Here is a 20,223-nt window from a genome sequence, read left to right as displayed (position 1 = left end):
TACTAATTGTAAATTATTAACGTTTTAGCTTATAACGATAAATATTAGTATATTTGCTTATATTTTGCAATATTAGTACATTTACTTATATAATATGATAGCAATAATTACAGGCGATATTATCAATTCAGAAAAGAATATCCCTCAAGAATGGATGCCAGTTCTTAAGGGGTATTTTTCGAAACTAGGCCATGGTCCCAAGGATTGGGAAATATATAGGGGCGATGAGTTTCAAATAAAAACTAAGCCAGAAAAAGCTTTGGCCATTGCTATATCCATTAAAGCTTTGGTGAAATCGTTAAAAGGGTTAGATGTACGCATGAGCATTGGTTTTGGCAATGAAACATATGTAGGCAATAGTGTTAGCGAATCTAATGGCACGGCATATCAACGTTCAGGAAGGTTTTTTGATAAGCTAAAGAAAGAAAAACTTAATTTAATTGTAGCTACTGGTATTGAGGAACTTGATAAAGAACTTAATTTTGTTCTTAGGCTAGCTTTGGATTTTATGGACAACTGGAGCCCAGTTTCAGCAGAAATAGTGGCAATGGTTCTAAATAACCCCAGTATCTCACAAACGGAAATGGCCACTATACTCCATATACAGCAGTCTGCTATAAGCCAACGCCAAAAAAGAGCAAGATTGGACCTAGTTTTAGAATTGCTGGATTATTATAATACATTAATAAAAAAAGTACCTAATGACACTACTGTTTACTAAATTGCTTTTAGCACATTTAATTGGGGATTTTTTATTACAGCCCATGAAATGGGTCATACACAAAGAGGCAAACAAAGCAGGCTCCAAATATTTGTATTTTCATATAGTAATACATTTTACATTGACCATGCTGCTGGTTTGGGATGTTAATTTTTGGAAGCAAGCACTTTTAATTATGGTCTTGCATTATTTCATTGATATTGCAAAACTCTATATAGCTCCGTTGTTTAAGAACAAGAGTCTTCCATTTTTTATTGACCAAATTCTACATTTGCTTGTCTTATACTGTATTGCATTTTACGGAAATGTAATTGAAAATTCAATTGATTTAATAAATCAAATTGACTGGTTTTTAATAACAGCAATTGTTTTTGTAAGTTTTCCAACGGCCATCATCATGGGAAAATTGTTGGAATCCATGTCCCATCAAATAGCCTTGGACCATAAATCCCTTCCAAATGCTGGAAAATATATTGGGATTATCGAGCGCCTTTTTGTTCTAGCTTTTATAATTTCTGGTAAATGGGAAGGAATAGGGTTGTTAATAGCGGCGAAATCGGTTTTTAGGTTTAACGATCTTAAGGAAAGTAACAGTAGAAAACTAACCGAGTACATTTTAATAGGCACCTTGCTAAGTTTTGGTATCGCTATGTTGACCGGAATTGTATACACCAATCTATAAATAATATCAATTCAAAACCTTTTTGTTTTATTTGAAATAAGAGTTATATCGGACAAAATTTATGTTTAATTTTGTTCATTAAATTATATCAATAAAAATGGTAGAAGTGGGCAGAAAATATGTATTCGATTTTGACAGCACCTTGACAAGAGTAGAGGCCTTGGATGTCTTGGCAGAAATGATATTGGAAGGGAAATCCAATAAGGATGAAGTTGTCAGTGAAATTCAAAAAATCACCAATCTGGGAATAGATGGGGATATTTCGTTTACAGAATCTTTGGAAAGAAGAATTAAACTATTAAACGCCCATAAAGATGATTTAGAGGGTTTGGTTACGGAACTTAGACAGAAAATTTCCAAATCCATTGAGTCTAATAAAGAATTCTTCCAAAATTATGCAGATGATATTTATGTAATTTCTTGTGGTTTTAAAGAATTTATTGATCCAATTGTAAAGGAGTACAACATTCCTTCTGAGAGGGTTTATGCAAACACATTTAAGTTTGATGCCGATGGAAACATTGTTGGTTTTGATGAAACTAATGTTCTTTCCGCACATAATGGTAAAATAGAATGCCTTAAAAATCTAGACTTGGACGGTGAGGTGCAGGTAATTGGAGATGGGTATAGTGATTATGTAATGAGGGAAGCAGGTATTGCCGACAAGTTTTTCGCATATACCGAGAATGTACATCGGGAAAAAGCCGCAAACAATGCTGATCATGTTGCACCAAATATGGATGAGTTCCTATTTGTAAATGACCTTCCCAGAAATATATCTTATCCTAAGAACAGGATAAAAATTCTTTTGTTGGAAAATGTACATCCAGCTGCTTTTGAAAATCTTTCAGAGGATGGTTTTTCAGTAGAATTGATAAAGCATAGTTTGCCAGAAGAAGAATTGATAGAAAAAATTAAAGGAGTACACGTACTTGGAATTCGTTCCAAGACCCAAGTGACCGAAAAGGTTTTAGATGCAGCTGATAAGCTTTTGGCTGTAGGGGCGTTTTGTATAGGAACTACTCAAATTGACCTTGATTCTTGTAAAAAGAAAGGTGTTGTTGTGTTTAATGCGCCGTATAGCAATACGCGTTCGGTGGTTGAGCTGGCCATTGGTCAGATTATTATGCTTAAAAGAAGAATCTTTACTCGAAGTACAGAAATACACAACGGGCAGTGGAACAAAACTGCTACCAATTCAACAGAGGTCAGAGGAAAGAATTTAGGTATTATTGGTTATGGAAATATAGGCAAACAACTATCTGTTTTGGCTGAGGCCATGGGTATGCGTGTTTATTATTATGATGTGGGAGATCAATTGGCATTAGGTAACGCAGTAAAATGTAATACACTGGAAGATTTATTGAATGTTTCCGATATTGTTTCTCTCCATATTGATGATAACAAGGCCAATAAAAATTTTATAGGAGAAAGGGAAATCAATCAAATGAAAGATGGTGCCATTTTGGTAAATCTTTCCAGAGGCTTTGTAATAGATATACCAGCATTGGCATTGGCCTTAAAGAATGGAAAATTAGGTGGGGCGGCTATAGATGTGTATCCAGAAGAACCAAGGGCAAATGGAGAATTTTTTACAGAGCTTCAAGGTTTAGAAAATGTAATATTGACACCGCATATAGGTGGGAGTACAGAAGAAGCACAGCGTGATATTGCTGATTTTGTTCCTAATAAAATCATGGATTATATTAACTCTGGTAATACTGTAGATGCCGTAAATTTCCCAAATATTAGATTACCAAAACAAAACAAATCCCACCGTTTCTTGCATATCCACAAGAACGTTCCAGGTATCATGGCAAAAATAAATGAGGTATTGGCAAACTATGAAATGAATATTTCAGGTCAATATTTATCCACGGATAATGAGGTTGGATATGTGATAACCGATTTGGATAAGGAGTACAACAAGGATGTTATTAAAGCTCTAAGAAAAATAGAGAATACTATTAAATTTAGGGTTTTATACTAAAACATTTATTATTTTGATATACACCCCTGTATTAATGAACATTAATACAGGGGTGTATTATTACTAAGAATAACTTTATTAAAAGTGTTAGTGTTAAATGGCCTTCTTGCAACATAATAGGTAGTAAACCGTTAATAAGTATAAATTGTAAGATAATTCTTAATAAATGAAATTTAGAGTGCCTAACTCAAAGAAAGGTTCCATTTCCTATTATTTGTTAGTGATAACCATCATTGTTATTACGATTGCTATGCAATCAATAATACAGTACTCCCTTAAAAAACAAAACAATACTGCACTTGTTGTAAATATGGCGGGCAGGCAGCGTATGTTAAGTCAGAAAATATTGAACCAATATTATTCTTGTCTATACGACGAATGTGATTTTGCAGAAATGAAGCTATCATTGAATAAATTAGTACAGGTAAACAATGTTTTGCAGAATGGCGACCCAGAACTTGGTATATCCCCTTTGAAAAATGAGGAAATTAAAAAAAGCTTTGAGGGGTTTCAAAAGCATATTGATTTTATAACCAATGAATTGGGAGAGTTTGAAAATTTCAAGAATATTCCATTACCAGCACTCAAGGAGAATATTAATTCTTTTCTATTAAAAATGGATCATGCTGTTTATCAGTTTCAGTATAAATCTGAAAAAGATATTAAGGGAATTATGATTATTGAGTTGGAATTGGCTGCTTTTTCTGTTTTGATTCTTCTGTTTGAAATATTCTTTATAGTAAAGCCTTTTATTAAAAGAATAACCACGCAAAAAAAGAAACTTACAGAAATAGCATGGCATCAGTCACATGTCTTTGATTCCAATATGAAAAATATAAAGCATCTACAATATGTATTAAAAATCGAAAAAAACCCGGAGAGAAAAGAAGAAATATTTAAGTTTATTTCAGAAGAGTTGGATAGCTTGGAAAATGCTTCTCAGAGTATGGTGAAAGTTCTTAAAGAGAATGAAAATCAATTGGGAAGAACGGAAACCCTTGGGGTTACTTTAAAAAAGAAATATAGCGGGCTTAAATCAAAATTAAAAGCTACTGATGGTGGTAAGGTTCGTTCTTTAAAATAGTAAACCCCCTGTAAATTTGCTCTACAATAAAAAGACGAACCATTTGGTGTGAAAATGTCATTTTGGAAAGACTTATTTTTCCTTTTGTTTTTTTATACAATATATCACTAAATCCATACGGTCCACCTATTATGAACACTAGTTGTTTGGTTCCCATATTCATTATTTTTTGTAAATAATTGGCAAATTCAACCGAGTTGTATTGCTTGCCATTTTCATCCAGAAGTACCACAAAGTCCGTGCTGTTCAATTTTTTAAGAATGGCGTCGGCTTCCTTATCTTTTTGTTGTGATTCAGATAAATTCTTTACATTTTTTATGTCTGGAATCACTTCAAGGTCAAACTTTATATAGTGTTTCAGTCTATTTTCGTATTGATTAACAAGTCGCTCTAAATCAGAACTGTCTGTTTTTCCTATGGCCAGTAGTTTTATATTCATGGAGACAAAGTTAGGATATACAAGTGAATCTTTACCGACTGGCGATATGGGTTTGCCTTTTGTTTTAGTAAATTAGCAAAAAGCAAATAGTACTAATGATTTCAGAAAAACAGTTCAATAAGGAAATAAAATTGATTATTGAAAATGCCATTAGAGAAGATGTGGGGGATGGCGACCATAGCTCACTAGCCTGTATTCCAAATTCAGCTATAGGAAAAGCCAAGCTTTTGGTAAAGGACGAGGGAATAGTTGCGGGAGTTGAATTTGCCAAAAAGGTTTTTGCTTATGTAGATAAAAATATGGAAGTAGAAACATTAATAGAAGATGGTAGCCCGGTAAAATATGGCGATATTGTTTTTTATGTTGCAGGAAGCTCTCAAAGCATTTTAAAAGCTGAGCGACTGGTTTTAAATGCCATGCAACGCATGAGTGCCATTGCCACAAAGGCTAACTATTTTATGTCTTTGGTAAAAGGAACGGAAACAAAAATTTTGGACACTAGAAAAACCACACCCGGAATACGTGCTCTGGAAAAATGGGCTGTGAAAATTGGGGGAGGAGAGAACCATAGATTTGCTTTATATGATATGATTATGCTTAAGGATAATCATATTGATTTCGCTGGTGGAATTACCAAAGCAATTGAGAAAACAAAGCAATACCTAAACGATACCGAGCGAGATTTAAAAATTATAGTTGAAGCCCGTGATTTGGTTGAAGTAAAAGAAATTCTGAAAACAACTGGAGTGTATCGTATTCTTTTGGACAATTTTAATTATGAGGATACTCGTAAAGCCGTGAAACTAATTGGGAATACGTGCTTAACAGAATCATCCGGAGGGATTAATGAAGATACAATAGGTAAATATGCCGCTTGTGGAGTAGATTATATTTCCTCTGGTGCACTGACACATTCTGTATACAATATGGATTTAAGCCTTAAAGCAGTATAATGTCTGTAGAGATTGAAGAGCAGATAGATAAAATCCCTATAATTAACTGGGCTGCAAGACTATTGAAAAAAGTAAAGCTTTCTGCTTTTGAAGGTCTTTCCATGTATGATTTAATTGAAATGTACATTTTTGGCATTGTAAAAGGGGCATTGTCATCTAGAGCTAGTTCTATCGCCTTTAGCTTATTTATGGCTCTTTTTCCATTACTTATTTTCTTAATTACACTTATTCCATTTATTATCCCATATGTAAGTGTTGGCAATGAAAATTTTGATGGACAATTTCTTATTTTTTTGGAGTCTTTTTTACCTTCAGCAACGGGCGATTATTTTGGTGATATTTATCAGCAAATTAAGGATCAAAAAAGAGGGGGGTTGTTATCATCGTCTTTTCTTATTTCTATTTTCTTGGTTGCAAATGGGGTGAATGCCATTTTTGGAGGTTTTGAGAACTCTTATCATGTAGAACTTACCAGAAATTTTCTGCGACAATATTTATATGCCCTAATGGTGGGTTTAATCCTTTCTATTTTATTATTGATAGGAGCCATTGGTTTTGTCTACTTTGAATTTTATATTGTTGAATATTTAAGTGAGTTTGCAGCTAAAACAAGAGGGTATGATTTGGAAGAGAATGATATTGTGGGAGTTACGATAGGGAAGATATTATTTTTCACCATATTGTCCTACCTAACTACCGCTACTCTATATTATTTTGGAACTGCAGAAGGTAAAAAGGCAAAATTCTTTTCAGCTGGCGCCTTAATGACCACATTACTTTTTTTACTTACATCCTATCTTTTTGGGGTTTATGTGGAAAAGTTTGCCCGTTATAATGAGTTATATGGGGCTTTGGGAGGATTGTTGATACTTATGGTGTTTATATGGTTAAATTCTAATATATTGCTTCTTGGCTTTGAACTCAATGCTACATTAAACTCCTTAAGAAAAAATATAAAAAAATGATGAAGAAAGAAAATGCGTTGGCGCTAATATGTTTTTTAATGTTTTCTTTTCAATGGACATATTCCCAGAGTGTTTTTGGAAAGTGGAAAACTGTTGATGATAGAAATGGAATTGTAAAAGCAATCATCAATGTATATGAAAAGAATGGAGCTATGTTCGCCCATGTTGAAAAGATTTTGGAAAAGGGAAAAGAAGGGGCTCTTTGTGGAAAATGTAAAGGGGAACGAAAAGATAAGCCTGTGGAAGGCATGATGGTCATGGATAGTCTTACCAAAAATAAACATGGTGAATATACTGGAAAAACCTTGTTCGACCCTGAGCAAGCCATGACTTTTAAATGTAAAGTATGGCTAAACCCAGATAATCCAAATGAGCTTAAAGTTAGGGGGTATTTGGCCTTTATATATAGAACTCAGACTTGGTTGCGCATAACAGATGAGTAAGGAAGTATGCCACATTTTATAAATGTAATCCTACCCATACCATTAGAAAAGCTATTTACTTATAGTGTTTCGCAAGAAGAAGCTCTTTTCCTGGAACCGGGAATGCGAGTGGCTGTTCCTTTTGGGAAGTCCAAAGTATATACGGCCTTGGTTTATGAGGTGCACCAGGCACCCCCAGAAGTATATGAGGCAAAAGAAACACATCAAATTCTTGACGAAAAACCCATTGTAAACCACATCCAGCTAAAAATATGGGAATGGATGGCACAGTACTATATGTGCACGGTTGGGGAGGTTTTTAGAAGTGCGGTTCCCAGTGTTTTTTTGCTGGAAAGTGAGACACTTATTTTAAGAAATGATAAAGGTTTTTTTGATGAAGAAGATTTAAAAGATGATGAATTTTTGGTAGTTGAGGCCTTGCAACATCAATCTGTTCTAAAAGTGCATGAAGTTGCATCCATTATAGAAAGGAAAAATGTAATGCCGGTTCTACAGAGGCTATTGCAAAAGGGGGCTATTAGTCTAAAAGAAGAAATCTATGAGCAGTACAAGCCAAAATTGGTCAGGTATGTAAAACTCGGTAAGGAATATCAATCGGAACAACAATTAGAAATTCTTCTTGAAACCTTGTCAAGAGCCCCTAAACAGAGTCAAGTAATACTAACCCTATTTCAATTACAGGCTGTAACCAAAAAACCCATTAAGGTAAATGAGTTAGAGGTTGAGAGTGGGGGCTCTAAGGCTATTATAAAAACATTGATAGACAAAGGAATACTGGAAGAGTATTTTATTCAGACAGATAGGATAAATTATTCGGGAAATGTGGAAAGTCCTTCGGTGGTCTTGAATGAGCATCAAGAAAAAGGGTTTAAGGATATTCAAAGAAGTTTTTCAGAGGGAAAAGTTACATTGCTGCATGGTGTAACTTCTTCTGGTAAGACAGAAGTATACATTAAGTTGATAGAAGAGGTAATAGAATCTAAAAAACAAGTGTTGTACCTGTTGCCAGAAATTGCCCTAACTACACAATTGATTGGTAGACTTCAAAATTATTTTGGCAAAAAAGTGTCTGTTTATCATTCCAAATACAACATTCAAGAAAGGGTGGAAGTATGGAATAATGTTTTAGAAAACAAAACAAAAGCACAAATTATAATCGGGGCTCGATCTTCCATGCTTTTACCATTTTCTAATTTGGGATTGGTAATAGTAGATGAGGAACACGAGGCATCTTTTAAACAATATGACCCTGCCCCACGATATCATGCAAGAGACACGGCCATTGTACTGGCACATATGCACCAATCTAATATTGTCTTGGGTTCTGCAACTCCAAGTCTGGAAAGTTTTTACAATGTAAAAATTGGAAAATATGGCTATGCAGAAATTAAAAGAAGATATGGAGATGTTTTGCTTCCGGATATGGAATTGGTTGATATAAAAGAGCAAACTAGGAAGAAACGGATGAAGGGTCATTTTTCCGAACGCTTGTTAGAAGAAATTACGAATACCCTTGAAGAAAATAAACAGGTTATTCTTTTTCAAAATAGACGCGGTTATGCACCTATTTTAGAGTGTACAACCTGTGGGCATTCACCCCAATGTCCCAATTGCGATGTAAGTTTAACCTATCATCAACACAGAAAACAATTGCGTTGCCATTATTGTGGGCACCATATCGCATTACAGGTTAGTTGTTTGGCCTGTGGTTCCGCAACACTGGACACCAAAGGTTTTGGTACAGAGCAGATAGAGGAGGAACTTAATAAGCTCTTTCCAGATGCCAAAATTGGCAGAATGGACTCGGACACCACACGTGGAAAACACGGATATGAAAAAATTATCACGGCATTTGAGCAACAGGAACTGGATATCTTGGTGGGCACACAGATGTTGACGAAAGGATTGGATTTTAGAAATGTAGATTTAGTAGGTATTATGAATGCAGACACCTTACTAAATTTTCCGGATTTTAGGGCTCACGAACGTAGTTTTCAATTATTGACCCAAGTTGCTGGAAGGGCGGGACGTACGCAAAAAAGAGGAAAGGTACTTATACAGAGCTATAATCCATATCACCAAATATTAAAGCAGGTAACTACAAGTGATTTTGAAACGATGTTTAAGGAGCAATTATATGAACGAGAGCTATATAAATATCCCCCTATAAACAGAATTATTAAGATTACCCTTAAGGATAAGGACTACAATAAATTGAATAATGCATCTGAATGGTTTGCCAAATCTTTGAGGAGTATATTCAGAAATAATGTTTTGGGGCCAGAATATCCACCTGTGGCACGAATTCGAAATCAATATTTAAAGAATATCATTATAAAGATTCCAAAAGAAACATCGGTGGTCAAAACAAAAAATAGCATTAAAAGAGTAGAAAAATCTTTTAATGCTATTTCCCAGTATAAAAGTGTACGAATTATCTACAACGTAGATTATATTTAATTAGACATTGCTAAGGGCTTCTGCCAGCTCGGTCTTTTTATTTCTACTTAATGGTATTTGCCTGCCACTAACTTCAACATTTTTACTGTTGAACTTTTCAATTTTCTCCAAGTTTACAATATATGACTTATGTATTCTTAGGAATTTTTCAGCAGGTAGCTGCTTTTCAAAGGATTTCATCGTGGAAAGGATTACAATATTGGCCTCATCAGTTACCAATTTAATATAATCACCCAATGCCTCAATCCATTTAATATCGTTAAGTATAACTTTTCTTTTCTTTAGGTTACTCTTTACAAAGATATGCTCTTCGTCTTCGTTTACCTGGTGCATTTGCTCATATTTGGCAACCGCTCTTTTAACTGAAGCGTCAAAACGTGCCAAAGTGATAGGTTTGTGCAAATAATCTGTAACATCATAATCAAATGCTCTTAGGGCATAATCTGGTTTACCAGTGATTAATATTACTTGTGGCGGGTTTTCCAATGATTCCAATAAATCAAAACCTGTGATAATAGGCATTTCAACATCAAGAAAAATTAAATCTATCTCGTTGTTTTTAATACCGTTCTTTGCTTCGATAGCATTGCTATACTCAGCAACTAGAGCTAGGTTTGGGTGGTTGTTTACCAACTTTGCAACTGCCATACGCTGCATTGAGGAATCGTCTACGATTATACTTCTTAATTTCATAAATGGGGTGATTTGTGGGGTTAAATCATCGGCAAAGTACTTAAAAAACAAGATTAACTCCAATAAAAGATGTAAACATGGTGTTAATTGTTGTGTAATCGGTAAAATGCATGATTAACGTCTAGGTTAAGTTTGGTTTTATTTAAGATTGTTAATAACTCTTTCAGCTAATAACGAAGATTTTTACGTTTTCTTGTAAAAGGAACAAATAATTATTACTTTTGCCACCCTTAAAATATAAATAAATATGAATCATTACGAAACTGTTTTCATTTTAAATCCCGTTCTATCTGATACGCAGATAGAGGAAACAGTTAAGAAATTTGAAGATTTCTTAATTAAGAATGGTGCCAAAATGGTATCCAAAGAAAACTGGGGCCTAAAGAAATTGGCATATCCCATACAGCACAAGAAAAGTGGTTTTTACCATTTGTTCGAATTCACTTCTTCTGGTGAAGTAATTGCTCCTTATGAGTTGGAGTTTAGAAGAGATGAAAGAATTATGAGGTTTTTGACCGTTAAATTGGACAAACATGCCATTTCATGGGCAGAGAGAAGAAGAACAAAATTAAAAGCTAAAGCGTAAGGAATATGTCAACTATAGAGCAAACCGCAAAAGGTAAAAAAGATGGGGAAATTAGATATCTAACCCCATTGAACATTGAGACCAATACGCAAAAGAAGTATTGTCGTTTTAAAAAGTCCGGTATTAAGTATGTAGACTATAAAGATCCAGATTTTTTAATGAAATTGGTAAATGAGCAAGGAAAACTGTTACCACGAAGGTTAACAGGTACTTCATTGAAATATCAAAGAAAAGTGGCAACGGCAGTTAAAAGAGCCCGTCATTTAGCATTAATGCCTTATGTAGGTGATTTACTAAAATAATAAAGCTGATCATGGAACTTATATTAAAAGAAGACGTACAGAACTTAGGTTTTAAAGATGACGTGGTTACAGTAAAGAATGGTTACGGTAGAAACTATCTTATACCACAAGGATTGGCTGCAATGGCGACACCTTCGGCAAAAAAGGTGTTGGAGGAAAATTTAAGACAAAAGGCGCATAAAGAAGAGAAAATTGTTAAGGCAGCCAACAAAACGGCAGAAGCACTTAAACAATTAGAAATTAAGATTACCGCTAAAACTGGAGCAGGGGATAAATTGTTTGGTTCTATTACCAATATGGATTTAGCTGATGCTTTGGCAAAAGAAGGCCATGAAATAGATAAAAAGTTTGTTTCTATTAAAGGAGGTTCTGTTAAAAGAACTGGACCGTATGTGTCTAATATTAGATTGCATAGAGAGGTGATTGTTGAATTTCCTTTTGAAGTAATTGCAGAGGCAAAGTAAATTTTTGCCCTAGATAATTTTAAAAGAGCTGTACACGTGTACAGCTCTTTTTTTTTGTCTTTTTTTGCACTACAGTCAGAAAAGGATATTCACAATATGGGTTGATAAGTGTTTGGAGCTATGCGTGCATAATTCTTTATTTTAGGTTATTTTTGCCGTAATTTAATTCTTACATAACTACATTTTACTATGAAAAAACTACTACTTTTTGGAACAGTTATATTGTTATTTGCCACTTCTGTTTCAGCACAAGTAACCACATCTAATATTAGAGGGGTTGTGGTTGATGATCAAAATTTACCTTTGTTAGGAGCCAATATTGTTGCAGTACATACACCAACGGGCACTAAGTATGGTACAATTTCTAACGAAGATGGTAGATACAACCTTTTGAATTTAAGAGTTGGTGGGCCTTATGAGGTAACCATTTCTTATGTGGGTTTTTCAAGCCAGACTAGAAATGATGTTTTCCTTACATTGGGAAAGACCTTTAATATTGATACTAAGTTAGTTGCAAAGAGCCAGACTTTAGATGAAGTGGTGGTGATTGCAGATCAAAGTGGGACTTTTGGTAGCGATAGGACAGGAGCGGAGACAAGTGTTGGTCGCAGGGAAATAACAAGACTGCCAACAATTTCTAGATCTGCTCAAGATTTCACAAGACTAGAGCCAACCGCCAGTGGTAATTCTTTTGGAGGTAGAAATGACCAGTTTAATAATTTCTCTTTGGATGGAGCTATTTTTAATAATCCTTTTGGGTTGGATGCTCCTACACCAGGTGGGCAAACCAGTGCTCAACCAATTTCATTGGACGCCCTAGATCAAATTCAAATTAGTACAGCACCTTATGATGTTACCCAGTCTGGTTTTACAGGAGCCACTGTAAATGCAGTAACAAAAAGTGGAACCAATGAATTTCATGGTACGGTTTATGGTTTTTTTAGAAATGAAGACCTCACTGGTGGAAAAATTAAGGGAGAAGACGTAACTAAACCTAAATTATCCCAAAATCAATATGGAGTAAGTATTGGAGGACCAATCATAAAAAATAAATTGTTCTTTTTTGCAAATTTTGAAAAAGATGAAAGAGACGATTTAGGAACAAATGGCTTTGTGCCTAACACAGGTTCTGGAGCAATCAATGAGTCAAGAGTATTGGAACAAGACCTTATTGATGTTAGAAATGGTTTATTGGGTGTAGGGTATGATCCAGGTGCTTATGAAGGATTTACCCATAACTCCAATTCAACTAAAGGAATTTTTAAATTGGACTGGAATATTAATGACAATAACCGTTTGGCTGTTATTTATAACTTTTTGGATGCCTCCAAGGACAAGCCAGCTCACCCTACGGCAATTGCGTTTAGAGGACCAAATCTAAATACCTTACAGTTTCAAAATTCTGGATATCAAATCAATAATAAATTAAAATCCATTCAATTAGAATTGAATTCTACACTTTCTGAAAATGCCGTAAATAAGCTGCAGGTAGGATATACTCATTTTGATGATTTTAGAAATCCATTTTCAACGCCTGCACCATCTATAAATATTACCAAGGATGGTTCTAACTATATAATTGCAGGGCATGAGCCATTTTCTGTAAACAATAGGTTGGATCAAAAAGTTTTTCAATTTTCGAATAACTTGAACTTTTACAAGGGAAACCATACCTATACCGTAGGGGTTTCTTTTGAGAAATTTCAATTTGATAACTCATTCAACTTAACAGCTTATGGTTTTGATTTGTTTGGAAGTGTTGATATAGCAGATTTTGATGCGAATGACTACGCAGCCGCGATTGCTAATGCCCAAAGTGTATTTAGTGCAAATAATGCAGTGCCAGATGGTACTCCTGGAGGATGGACATTACCAGAAACCAATGTAGGACAAATGGCTTTTTATATTCAGGATGAATGGGCAGCTACGGATAAATTTAAAGTAACGTATGGTGTACGTTTTGATAAACCTTTATTCTTTGATTCTGCAGAAAAAGCGCAGGATGTAATTGATAGAGGGTTTGTTTTAGCAGATATCCCATACTACAACCCAAATACTGGAGAATCGGTACTAATTGATAATACACAAATGCCAAGTAACGATTGGTTAATTTCCCCTAGGGTAGGGTTTAATTATGATGCCAATGGGGATAACACATTGCAGATAAGAGGTGGTTCTGGACTATTTACAGGACGTTTCCCCTTTGTATGGTTAGGAAACCAGATTGGGAGCCCAGATGTATTCTTTTTGCAAGCTGTTGACCCCGACTATAAATTTCCACAAGTATGGAGAACAAATATAGGGGTTGATAAAGCTTTAGAGAACGGATTGGTTTTAACGGCAGACGTGTCCTATACGAAGGATACAAACGGACCCCATGTACAAAACTGGGGATTGTTTCCTCCATCAGGAACTTTACAGGGAGTTGATAGCAGACCAATTTATGCCCCATCAGATATAATTGGAGGTGCCGGTGAAGGACCGTTCGTATTTACAAATTCTGACAAAGGAAGAATATGGAACGCCTCCCTTAAAGCACAAAAAACTTTTGAAGGCGGCCTATACACTATGTTGGCATATAGTCACTTAAATGCTAAAGATGTAAATTCTATTGAGGCAGAAATTACAAGTGATGCCTTTGCTGGTAACCCTGCGGTTGGTAATGTAAATGATGATGTCTTAGGTTTCTCTAAGTATGGCGATAAACATAGGTTCATTGGTGTTGCTAGTAAAGAATGGACATATGGAAATGATAAATGGTCATCTACTTTGTCCACTTTCTTTGAGTATGCCCAAGGGGGACGTTTTAATTATACCTACGGTGGAGATATTAATGCAGATGGTTCTGGAATTAATGATTTGTTGTATGTGCCTACATCTAGTGAGATTGGCCAGATGAATTTCTCTGGAGCGGGACAAGGAGCAGCTTTTGATGCCTTTATTGCGCAAGATGATTATTTAAGTGATAGGAGAGGAGAATATGTTGAGCGTTATGCCGCTATTGCGCCATGGAGAGGAAAATGGGACATGAAATTTATTCAAGAGCTTAAAATAGGTGAGAACAATGCAGTACAGTTCAGCATAGATGTGTTGAACATAGGAAACCTTATAAATTCTAACTGGGGACTTACCCAGCTTCCAAATAGTGTACAGCCGGTTGGTGTCAGTGTAGATCCTAATACTAACATTCCAACGTATACTTTTGATGGTACTTTAACGGAAACTTTTGGGTATGATTCAAGTTTATTGTCCAGATGGCAAGCCCAATTTGGATTGCGATATATTTTCTAAGAAAAAGAATTAATCTTTTAAAAAGGCTGTGCAACTTGTACAGCCTTTTTTATTTTTGCAAAATGAAATTTACAAGGCTAACAAAACAACAATTAGAAGAGTTGCACCAAGAATTTATTAATTTTTTGGCAACACAATCCATTACTGCCGATGAATGGATTAAAATAAAAGCGGAAAAACCAGAAGTTGCCGAGGAAGAATTGGACATTTTTAGCGATTTAATTTGGGAAGGAGTATTGAACAAAGTTTCTTATTTAGAGAACATTTCAGCCCAGCAAATGCATCTGTTTCAATTGACCGATAAGGAAATGAAATTAATTTCCGTAAAAGTATTGAACCCGAATATAGATTTGCAAACGGAAGTAGGTTTTGGTTGGTTCAAAAAGAATTTTCAGGGAGATTTTGTAGATTATTTAACTGCTTCAAAAGCCTATTCAGAGGACAAGAATTTAGATAAATTCAATTTAATAAAACAAGGAGCAGTAATCACAAAAGGAGATTTGTTTAAGTGGTTCGATGATATGATTGAGTAATTTAATATCGTTCATGTCTAGGCAAGAATTCCCAATCTCATATATTTGCATCAGAATTAAAATTAATGGCACAGAAACCAAGCATACCTAAAGGCACTAGGGATTTCTCCCCAAGTGAAGTATATAAGCGAAACTACATTTTTGATGTTGTAAAGAAGCATTTCCAGACTTTTGGTTTTCAACCCATAGAAACCCCTTCTTTTGAGAATTCGGACACCCTAATGGGGAAGTATGGCGATGAAGGGGATCGTTTGATTTTTAAGATAATTGATTCTGGAAATATATATGAAAAAAAATTATCAGAAGACGTTGAGAATGCTATTTCAATATTTGTTGCTTTAACTTATATTTTTAGAGATGTCACAACTGCAATTTTAGAAGATATAGATCGGTATAATCTAGAATTTGCTACAAGAGAAGAACTTTATGAAATAATTAAAGGGAAGAATCTTTTAAAACACTACGACAATAAATTAGAGGAGTGGGGTCATTTTTTAATTGATGATTATAAGTATAGAATTGCATTTACAGATAAGCTAAATGCCTATCGCGAAGTTTTTTTGAGTAACTGTGTGGAATTTATTTATGGAAGAGGTATTGATTTCAAACAAGTTAGGGATAAAAGTGACCTTTCTGAGCATTATTTCAAATGGGCAGATAGACATGTTGTAAAACAGTTTACAACTGATATTTTTGGTAAAATAGAAGGAGAAATCCCCAATATTAATAAATTGACAAGTGATTTACTGGTTAAAAAAATTTCTGAAAAAGCATTACGCTATGATCTTACCGTTCCTTTTGCACGATATGTTGTAATGCACCAAAATGAGATTGATTTTCCTTTTAAAAGGTACCAAATTCAACCTGTATGGCGTGCAGACAGACCCCAAAAAGGTCGGTTTAGAGAGTTTTATCAGTGTGATGCGGATGTGGTGGGCGCAAATTCTTTGTTGCAAGAAGTAGAATTGATACAATTATACGATGCTGTTTTTACAGATTTAGGATTAAAAGGAACAACCATCAAACTGAACAATAGAAAAATACTTTCTGGTATTGCAGAAGTGATAGGTGCAAAGCATTTGTTGGTCGCTTTCACCGTTGCTTTGGACAAGCTTGATAAAATTGGAGAAGAAGGTGTAAAGAAAGAAATGCTAGAAAAAGGCATTTCTGAGCAGGCTATTCAAAAGGCCACACCATTATTCTCACTCTCAGGTTCTAATTCCGAACAATTACTACAATTAAAAGAACTATTAAAAGATTCCGAAGAGGGGAGTAAAGGTGTTCAGGAACTTGACTATATCATCAGTTCCATTGAGGAATTAGGTTTGCAATCGGCCAATCTTTCAATTGATGTAACGTTGGCTCGCGGCCTTAACTATTATACTGGGGCTATTTTTGAGGTTTCTGCTCCGGATGGTGTTAACATGGGATCTATTGGCGGGGGAGGTCGTTACGATGACCTTACTGGAGTTTTTGGATTAAAAGATATGAGTGGAGTAGGAATATCCTTTGGTTTGGATCGTATTTATATAGTCCTGGAAGAATTAGGCCTGTTTCCAAGTGCAATTGACCAATCATTGGATGTGCTTTGTGTTAATTTTGGAGATAGGGAAGCTTTATTTGCTTTAAAACTGGTCAGGGAATTAAGAAAATCGGGAATAAAAGCAGATGTATACCCTTCTTCAGTTAAAATGCAAAAGCAAATGAAGTATGCCAACAATAGAAAAGTGCCATTTGTAATTCTTATTGGAGAACAAGAATTAGAAAGCAATTCTTTTGTGGTTAAAAACATGAAAGAAGGCAGTCAAGGAACGTATAGTTTGGATAAAGTTGAAGAATTCATCAATTCTTTCTAAATGTCATTTTGAAATGAGTTCCGATAACTATCAGAACGATTGAGAAGTCAAAGAAATCAAAGCTTCTCTTTAATTGCCTTAATAATAGTTTTGTAATAAGCAGGACCATGGGGAACATACTTACTAATATTTGCCAAGCCCCATGTTTCTTCCGCAAATTTTGTTAAAGGAATTAAATCCAGAGCTTCAACCTCACTGTCCTGTTTTTTTAAACCGTTAAGAGGAATCTTTAATTCACACAAAAAAGTATGGTGGTATTCACAATCAATTAGGGTCTCATGGTGTTTTTGAACGCTTTTGAAGAGCCCTACTTTCTGTAGGTCATTCTCCGATATTGTAATCCCAATTTCTTCCTCAACTTCTCTAATGGCAGAATCTAGAACACCTTCACCAGCTCCAATATGCCCTGCAACGGATACATCCCATAAAAGAGGGAAAGTATCTTTGTCTTTCCCTCTTTGTTGAATTAATACCTTACCAGTCTTTGTATAAAACCAAATATGGACAGTTGGATGGAAAACCCCATTTTTATGGGCTTCAAATTTCATAATGGTTTCCCCGGTAGGGTTTCCATTATCATCCAAAACATCAATTAATTCATCCATAGGTTTTTTAAACTAAGGGGTGCGACCTATCCCTATTCAAAGTAGCTAAAAGTTTCTCCTTCTTTAATTGTGAGAAGTGTTTCATAAATTAAACGAATAACATTCTCAACATCATCTTGGTGAACGGTTTCTACCGTGGTGTGCATGTAGCGTAGTGGTAAAGAAATCAAAGCGGAAGCCACGCCGCCATTACTGTAAGCAAAAGCATCCGTATCAGTTCCTGTCATTCTGGAAGCAGCCATTCGCTGAAAAGGAATTTTCTTGGTTTCAGCGGTATCAATAATACGCTCACGTAATTTATTTTGTACAGCGGGAGCATAAGAAATTACAGGGCCAGAACCAATTTCAGTATGTCCTTGTGTCTTTTTTTCTATCATTGGGGTAGTGGTATCGTGGCATACATCGGTTACGATAGCCACATTTGGTTTAATGGTTTGTGTAATCATTTCCGCACCACGCAATCCAATTTCCTCTTGTACAGAATTAGTAATGTAAAGGCCAAAAGGTAGTTTAACTTTATTCTCATGTAATAATCGGGCCACTTCGGCAATCATAAAACCACCGGCACGGTTATCAATTGCCCTACAGACAAATTTGTTTTTGTTTAAAACCTGAAATTCATCTGGGTACGTTATTACACAACCCACATGCACACCCATTTTTTCAACTTCGGCCTTGTCCTTAGCACCAATATCTACAGTTATGTTGTCAAGTTTGGGGGGTTCTTCTTTAACCTTATTTCTAGTATGTATGGCTGGCCATCCAAAAATGCCTTTGACAATACCATTTTTTGTGTGGATGTTTACCCATTTGGAAGGTGCAATTTGGTGGTCGCTACCTCCGTTACGAATCACATGGATAAGTCCATTGTCAGTAATATAGTTTACATACCAAGAAATCTCATCGGCATGTCCTTCTATGACTACCTTGTATTTGGCATCAGGATTAATAACACCAACTGCAGTTCCATAAGTGTCAGTTATAAAAGTATCTACATATGGCTTTAGGTAGTCCATCCACAATTTTTGCCCATTCCACTCGTAACCTGTAGGGGCTGCATTATTTAAATATTTTTCAAAAAAGCCTAAGGACTTCTTAGTAATGATTTTCTTTGCGCTCATTAAAATGTATTTTGATACAAACTTAGGAATATTCACTTTTATTTAATAATATCATTATATGTTTATCGTTAATTTTGGTAAGATTTTTGTTTGATATAAATTAATGAAGAAAAGCTTTATTATATTGTTTTATGGTTTGATTGGCTTCTTGGGATGGTCACAGGAAGAAGACCTTCCATTGGACTCCATTGCCAAAGAATATATTCTTATTGAGGGAGATTCTATTTTTCAAAGTTCTATCTCTCTAGATGAAGTATATATTTTCGGTAAGCTAAAGTTTGAGAACAGAGAAGACAAGCTTAGGTATTATATTTTAAGAAGAAAAACTATTAAAGTGTACCCTTATGCCAAACTAGCTTCAGAACGTTTGGTAGAACTAAATGATAGTTTGTCAAAAATTACATCTAAACGAAAAAGAAAAAAGTATACCAAACACGTTCAAAAATATATCGAAGAAGAATTTTCTGAGGAGTTGAAAAAATTGACCCGCACAGAAGGACAAATATTGGTAAAACTCATTTATAGACAAACAGGAATAACAGCTTTTGATTTGGTAAAGGAGTTACGAAGTGGTTGGAGAGCCTTTTGGTACAACACTACTGCAAAAATGTTTAAGATAAGTATTAAAGAGGAATACCATCCAGATAATGTTCACGAAGACTATTTAATTGAAGATATTTTGCAACGGGCATTTGCCAATGATCGGTTGGAAAGACAGAAGTCTGTATTGGATTATGATTATGCATCGCTTACCAATAAATGGAATTCATCCAATAAAGAAAAAGAATAGTTGCAAATAAGAATAAGAATAGTTAAATTTAGTACCCTTTTTTTACAAAAGAGTTTTCTTCAAGAACCTAATTTATAAGGTGTTAAAAAAGGGGTGAAAAAAAAGTTTAATTTTTTTTCGAAAAATAGTTTTTAATTTAAAAAACAGGTCTATATTTGCACCCGCTTAGAGGGGCAAGAGATTGTTTCTCGGGTTTATTGAGAAAGAGATAAGTTCTATTGACATATTGGGAAGACAGCGTATAC

The 20,223-nt window shown here is 34.9% G+C and carries 18 protein-coding genes and 2 pseudogenes; 16 read left to right on the top strand and 4 right to left on the bottom strand.

From position 1 onward, the window contains the following. The first annotated feature begins 94 nt into the window (after positions 1-94). The 4 genes from GGR42_RS12195 to GGR42_RS12180 all read left to right on the top strand — a co-directional run bounded on the left by GGR42_RS12195 (position 95) and on the right by GGR42_RS12180 (position 4,477). On the top strand, positions 95-721 hold the full coding sequence (locus GGR42_RS12195; RefSeq protein ID WP_167964548.1) for a SatD family protein: 627 nt from the start codon (positions 95-97) through the stop codon (positions 719-721). After that, positions 702-1,403 carry a DUF3307 domain-containing protein gene (locus tag GGR42_RS12190; RefSeq protein ID WP_167964546.1) on the top strand — a complete coding sequence of 234 codons (702 nt, stop codon included), beginning with the start codon at positions 702-704 and terminating at the stop codon, positions 1,401-1,403. The genes GGR42_RS12195 and GGR42_RS12190 overlap by 20 nt, the downstream gene beginning before the upstream one ends. Positions 1,404-1,500: 97 nt before the next feature. Further along, positions 1,501-3,393 carry a phosphoglycerate dehydrogenase gene (serA, locus tag GGR42_RS12185; RefSeq protein ID WP_167964544.1) on the top strand — a complete coding sequence of 631 codons (1,893 nt, stop codon included), beginning with the start codon at positions 1,501-1,503 and terminating at the stop codon, positions 3,391-3,393. Positions 3,394-3,559: 166 nt separating this feature from the next. Next, a complete protein-coding gene (locus GGR42_RS12180; protein WP_167964542.1) occupies positions 3,560-4,477 on the top strand; it encodes a type IV pili methyl-accepting chemotaxis transducer N-terminal domain-containing protein in 918 nt (305 codons plus the stop codon). Here GGR42_RS12180 and rlmH read toward each other — a convergent pair. Further along, positions 4,443-4,916: a 23S rRNA (pseudouridine(1915)-N(3))-methyltransferase RlmH gene (rlmH, locus tag GGR42_RS12175; RefSeq protein ID WP_167964540.1), complete on the bottom strand. Its 474-nt coding sequence runs from the start codon at positions 4,914-4,916 to the stop codon at positions 4,443-4,445. The two genes, GGR42_RS12180 and rlmH, sit on opposite strands and share 35 nt — an antisense overlap. Positions 4,917-5,011: 95 nt before the next feature. Here rlmH and nadC point away from each other — a divergent pair, with 95 nt between their 5' ends. Genes nadC through priA form a run of 4 tightly spaced genes read left to right on the top strand, consistent with a single transcriptional unit; the run spans position 5,012 to position 9,737 of the window. Further along, positions 5,012-5,869 (top strand): carboxylating nicotinate-nucleotide diphosphorylase, encoded by an 858-nt coding sequence (gene nadC / locus GGR42_RS12170; protein WP_167964538.1) that lies wholly within the window; start codon positions 5,012-5,014, stop codon positions 5,867-5,869. Then, a complete protein-coding gene (locus GGR42_RS12165) occupies positions 5,869-6,834 on the top strand; it encodes a YihY/virulence factor BrkB family protein (protein ID WP_167964536.1) in 966 nt (321 codons plus the stop codon). Before nadC ends, GGR42_RS12165 begins: the two co-directional genes overlap by 1 nt. Beyond that, a complete protein-coding gene (locus GGR42_RS12160) occupies positions 6,831-7,277 on the top strand; it encodes a DUF2147 domain-containing protein (protein WP_245201468.1) in 447 nt (148 codons plus the stop codon). Before GGR42_RS12165 ends, GGR42_RS12160 begins: the two co-directional genes overlap by 4 nt. Before the next feature lie 6 nt (positions 7,278-7,283). After that, positions 7,284-9,737 (top strand): replication restart helicase PriA, encoded by a 2,454-nt coding sequence (priA, locus tag GGR42_RS12155; protein ID WP_167964534.1) that lies wholly within the window; start codon positions 7,284-7,286, stop codon positions 9,735-9,737. Here priA and GGR42_RS12150 read toward each other — a convergent pair whose 3' ends face one another. After that, on the bottom strand, positions 9,738-10,430 hold the full coding sequence (locus GGR42_RS12150; protein WP_167964532.1) for a LytR/AlgR family response regulator transcription factor: 693 nt from the start codon (positions 10,428-10,430) through the stop codon (positions 9,738-9,740). Between the two features lie 247 nt (positions 10,431-10,677). Here GGR42_RS12150 and rpsF point away from each other — a divergent pair, with 247 nt between their 5' ends. The 7 genes and pseudogenes from rpsF to hisS form a co-directional block, all read left to right on the top strand. Continuing rightward, positions 10,678-11,016, top strand: coding sequence for a 30S ribosomal protein S6 (gene rpsF / locus GGR42_RS12145; RefSeq protein WP_167964530.1), 339 nt, complete (start codon positions 10,678-10,680; stop codon positions 11,014-11,016). A 5-nt stretch (positions 11,017-11,021) separates the two neighbouring features. Continuing rightward, the gene (gene rpsR / locus GGR42_RS12140; protein WP_167964528.1) at positions 11,022-11,318 is read left to right on the top strand and encodes a 30S ribosomal protein S18; all 297 of its coding nucleotides are present in this window, start codon (positions 11,022-11,024) and stop codon (positions 11,316-11,318) included. Positions 11,319-11,329: 11 nt separating this feature from the next. Next, on the top strand, positions 11,330-11,782 hold the full coding sequence (gene rplI, locus GGR42_RS12135) for a 50S ribosomal protein L9 (RefSeq protein ID WP_167964526.1): 453 nt from the start codon (positions 11,330-11,332) through the stop codon (positions 11,780-11,782). Between the two features lie 189 nt (positions 11,783-11,971). Next, on the top strand, positions 11,972-15,073 hold the full coding sequence (locus GGR42_RS12130; protein WP_167964524.1) for a TonB-dependent receptor: 3,102 nt from the start codon (positions 11,972-11,974) through the stop codon (positions 15,071-15,073). Positions 15,074-15,135: 62 nt separating this feature from the next. Next, positions 15,136-15,606, top strand: coding sequence for a DUF6495 family protein (locus GGR42_RS12125; RefSeq protein ID WP_167964522.1), 471 nt, complete (start codon positions 15,136-15,138; stop codon positions 15,604-15,606). A 65-nt stretch (positions 15,607-15,671) separates the two neighbouring features. Then, positions 15,672-15,821: pseudogene (locus GGR42_RS16990) on the top strand (histidine--tRNA ligase); the annotation flags it as partial. A gap of 381 nt (positions 15,822-16,202) precedes the next feature. Next, positions 16,203-17,462, top strand: a pseudogene (gene hisS, locus GGR42_RS12120) (histidine--tRNA ligase); the annotation flags it as partial. A gap of 56 nt (positions 17,463-17,518) precedes the next feature. Here hisS and GGR42_RS12115 read toward each other — a convergent pair. Both GGR42_RS12115 and GGR42_RS12110 read right to left on the bottom strand, forming a co-directional pair. Continuing rightward, entirely contained in the window at positions 17,519-18,067 is a 549-nt protein-coding gene (locus GGR42_RS12115; RefSeq protein ID WP_167964518.1) for an NUDIX hydrolase, read from the bottom strand. Positions 18,068-18,099: 32 nt separating this feature from the next. Beyond that, on the bottom strand, positions 18,100-19,188 hold the full coding sequence (locus tag GGR42_RS12110) for a M42 family metallopeptidase (protein ID WP_167964516.1): 1,089 nt from the start codon (positions 19,186-19,188) through the stop codon (positions 18,100-18,102). 103 nt (positions 19,189-19,291) lie between these two features. Between GGR42_RS12110 and GGR42_RS12105 the strand changes: the two genes are divergently transcribed. Beyond that, positions 19,292-19,978, top strand: a complete 687-nt coding sequence (locus GGR42_RS12105; RefSeq protein ID WP_167964514.1) for a DUF4294 domain-containing protein — start codon at positions 19,292-19,294, stop codon at positions 19,976-19,978. Positions 19,979-20,223: the final 245 nt, after the last annotated feature.

This window comes from Saonia flava (genome assembly GCF_011927795.1).
Classification (GTDB): Bacteria; Bacteroidota; Bacteroidia; order Flavobacteriales; family Flavobacteriaceae; genus Saonia; species Saonia flava.
This window is presented reverse-complemented; position numbering and strand designations above follow the sequence as displayed.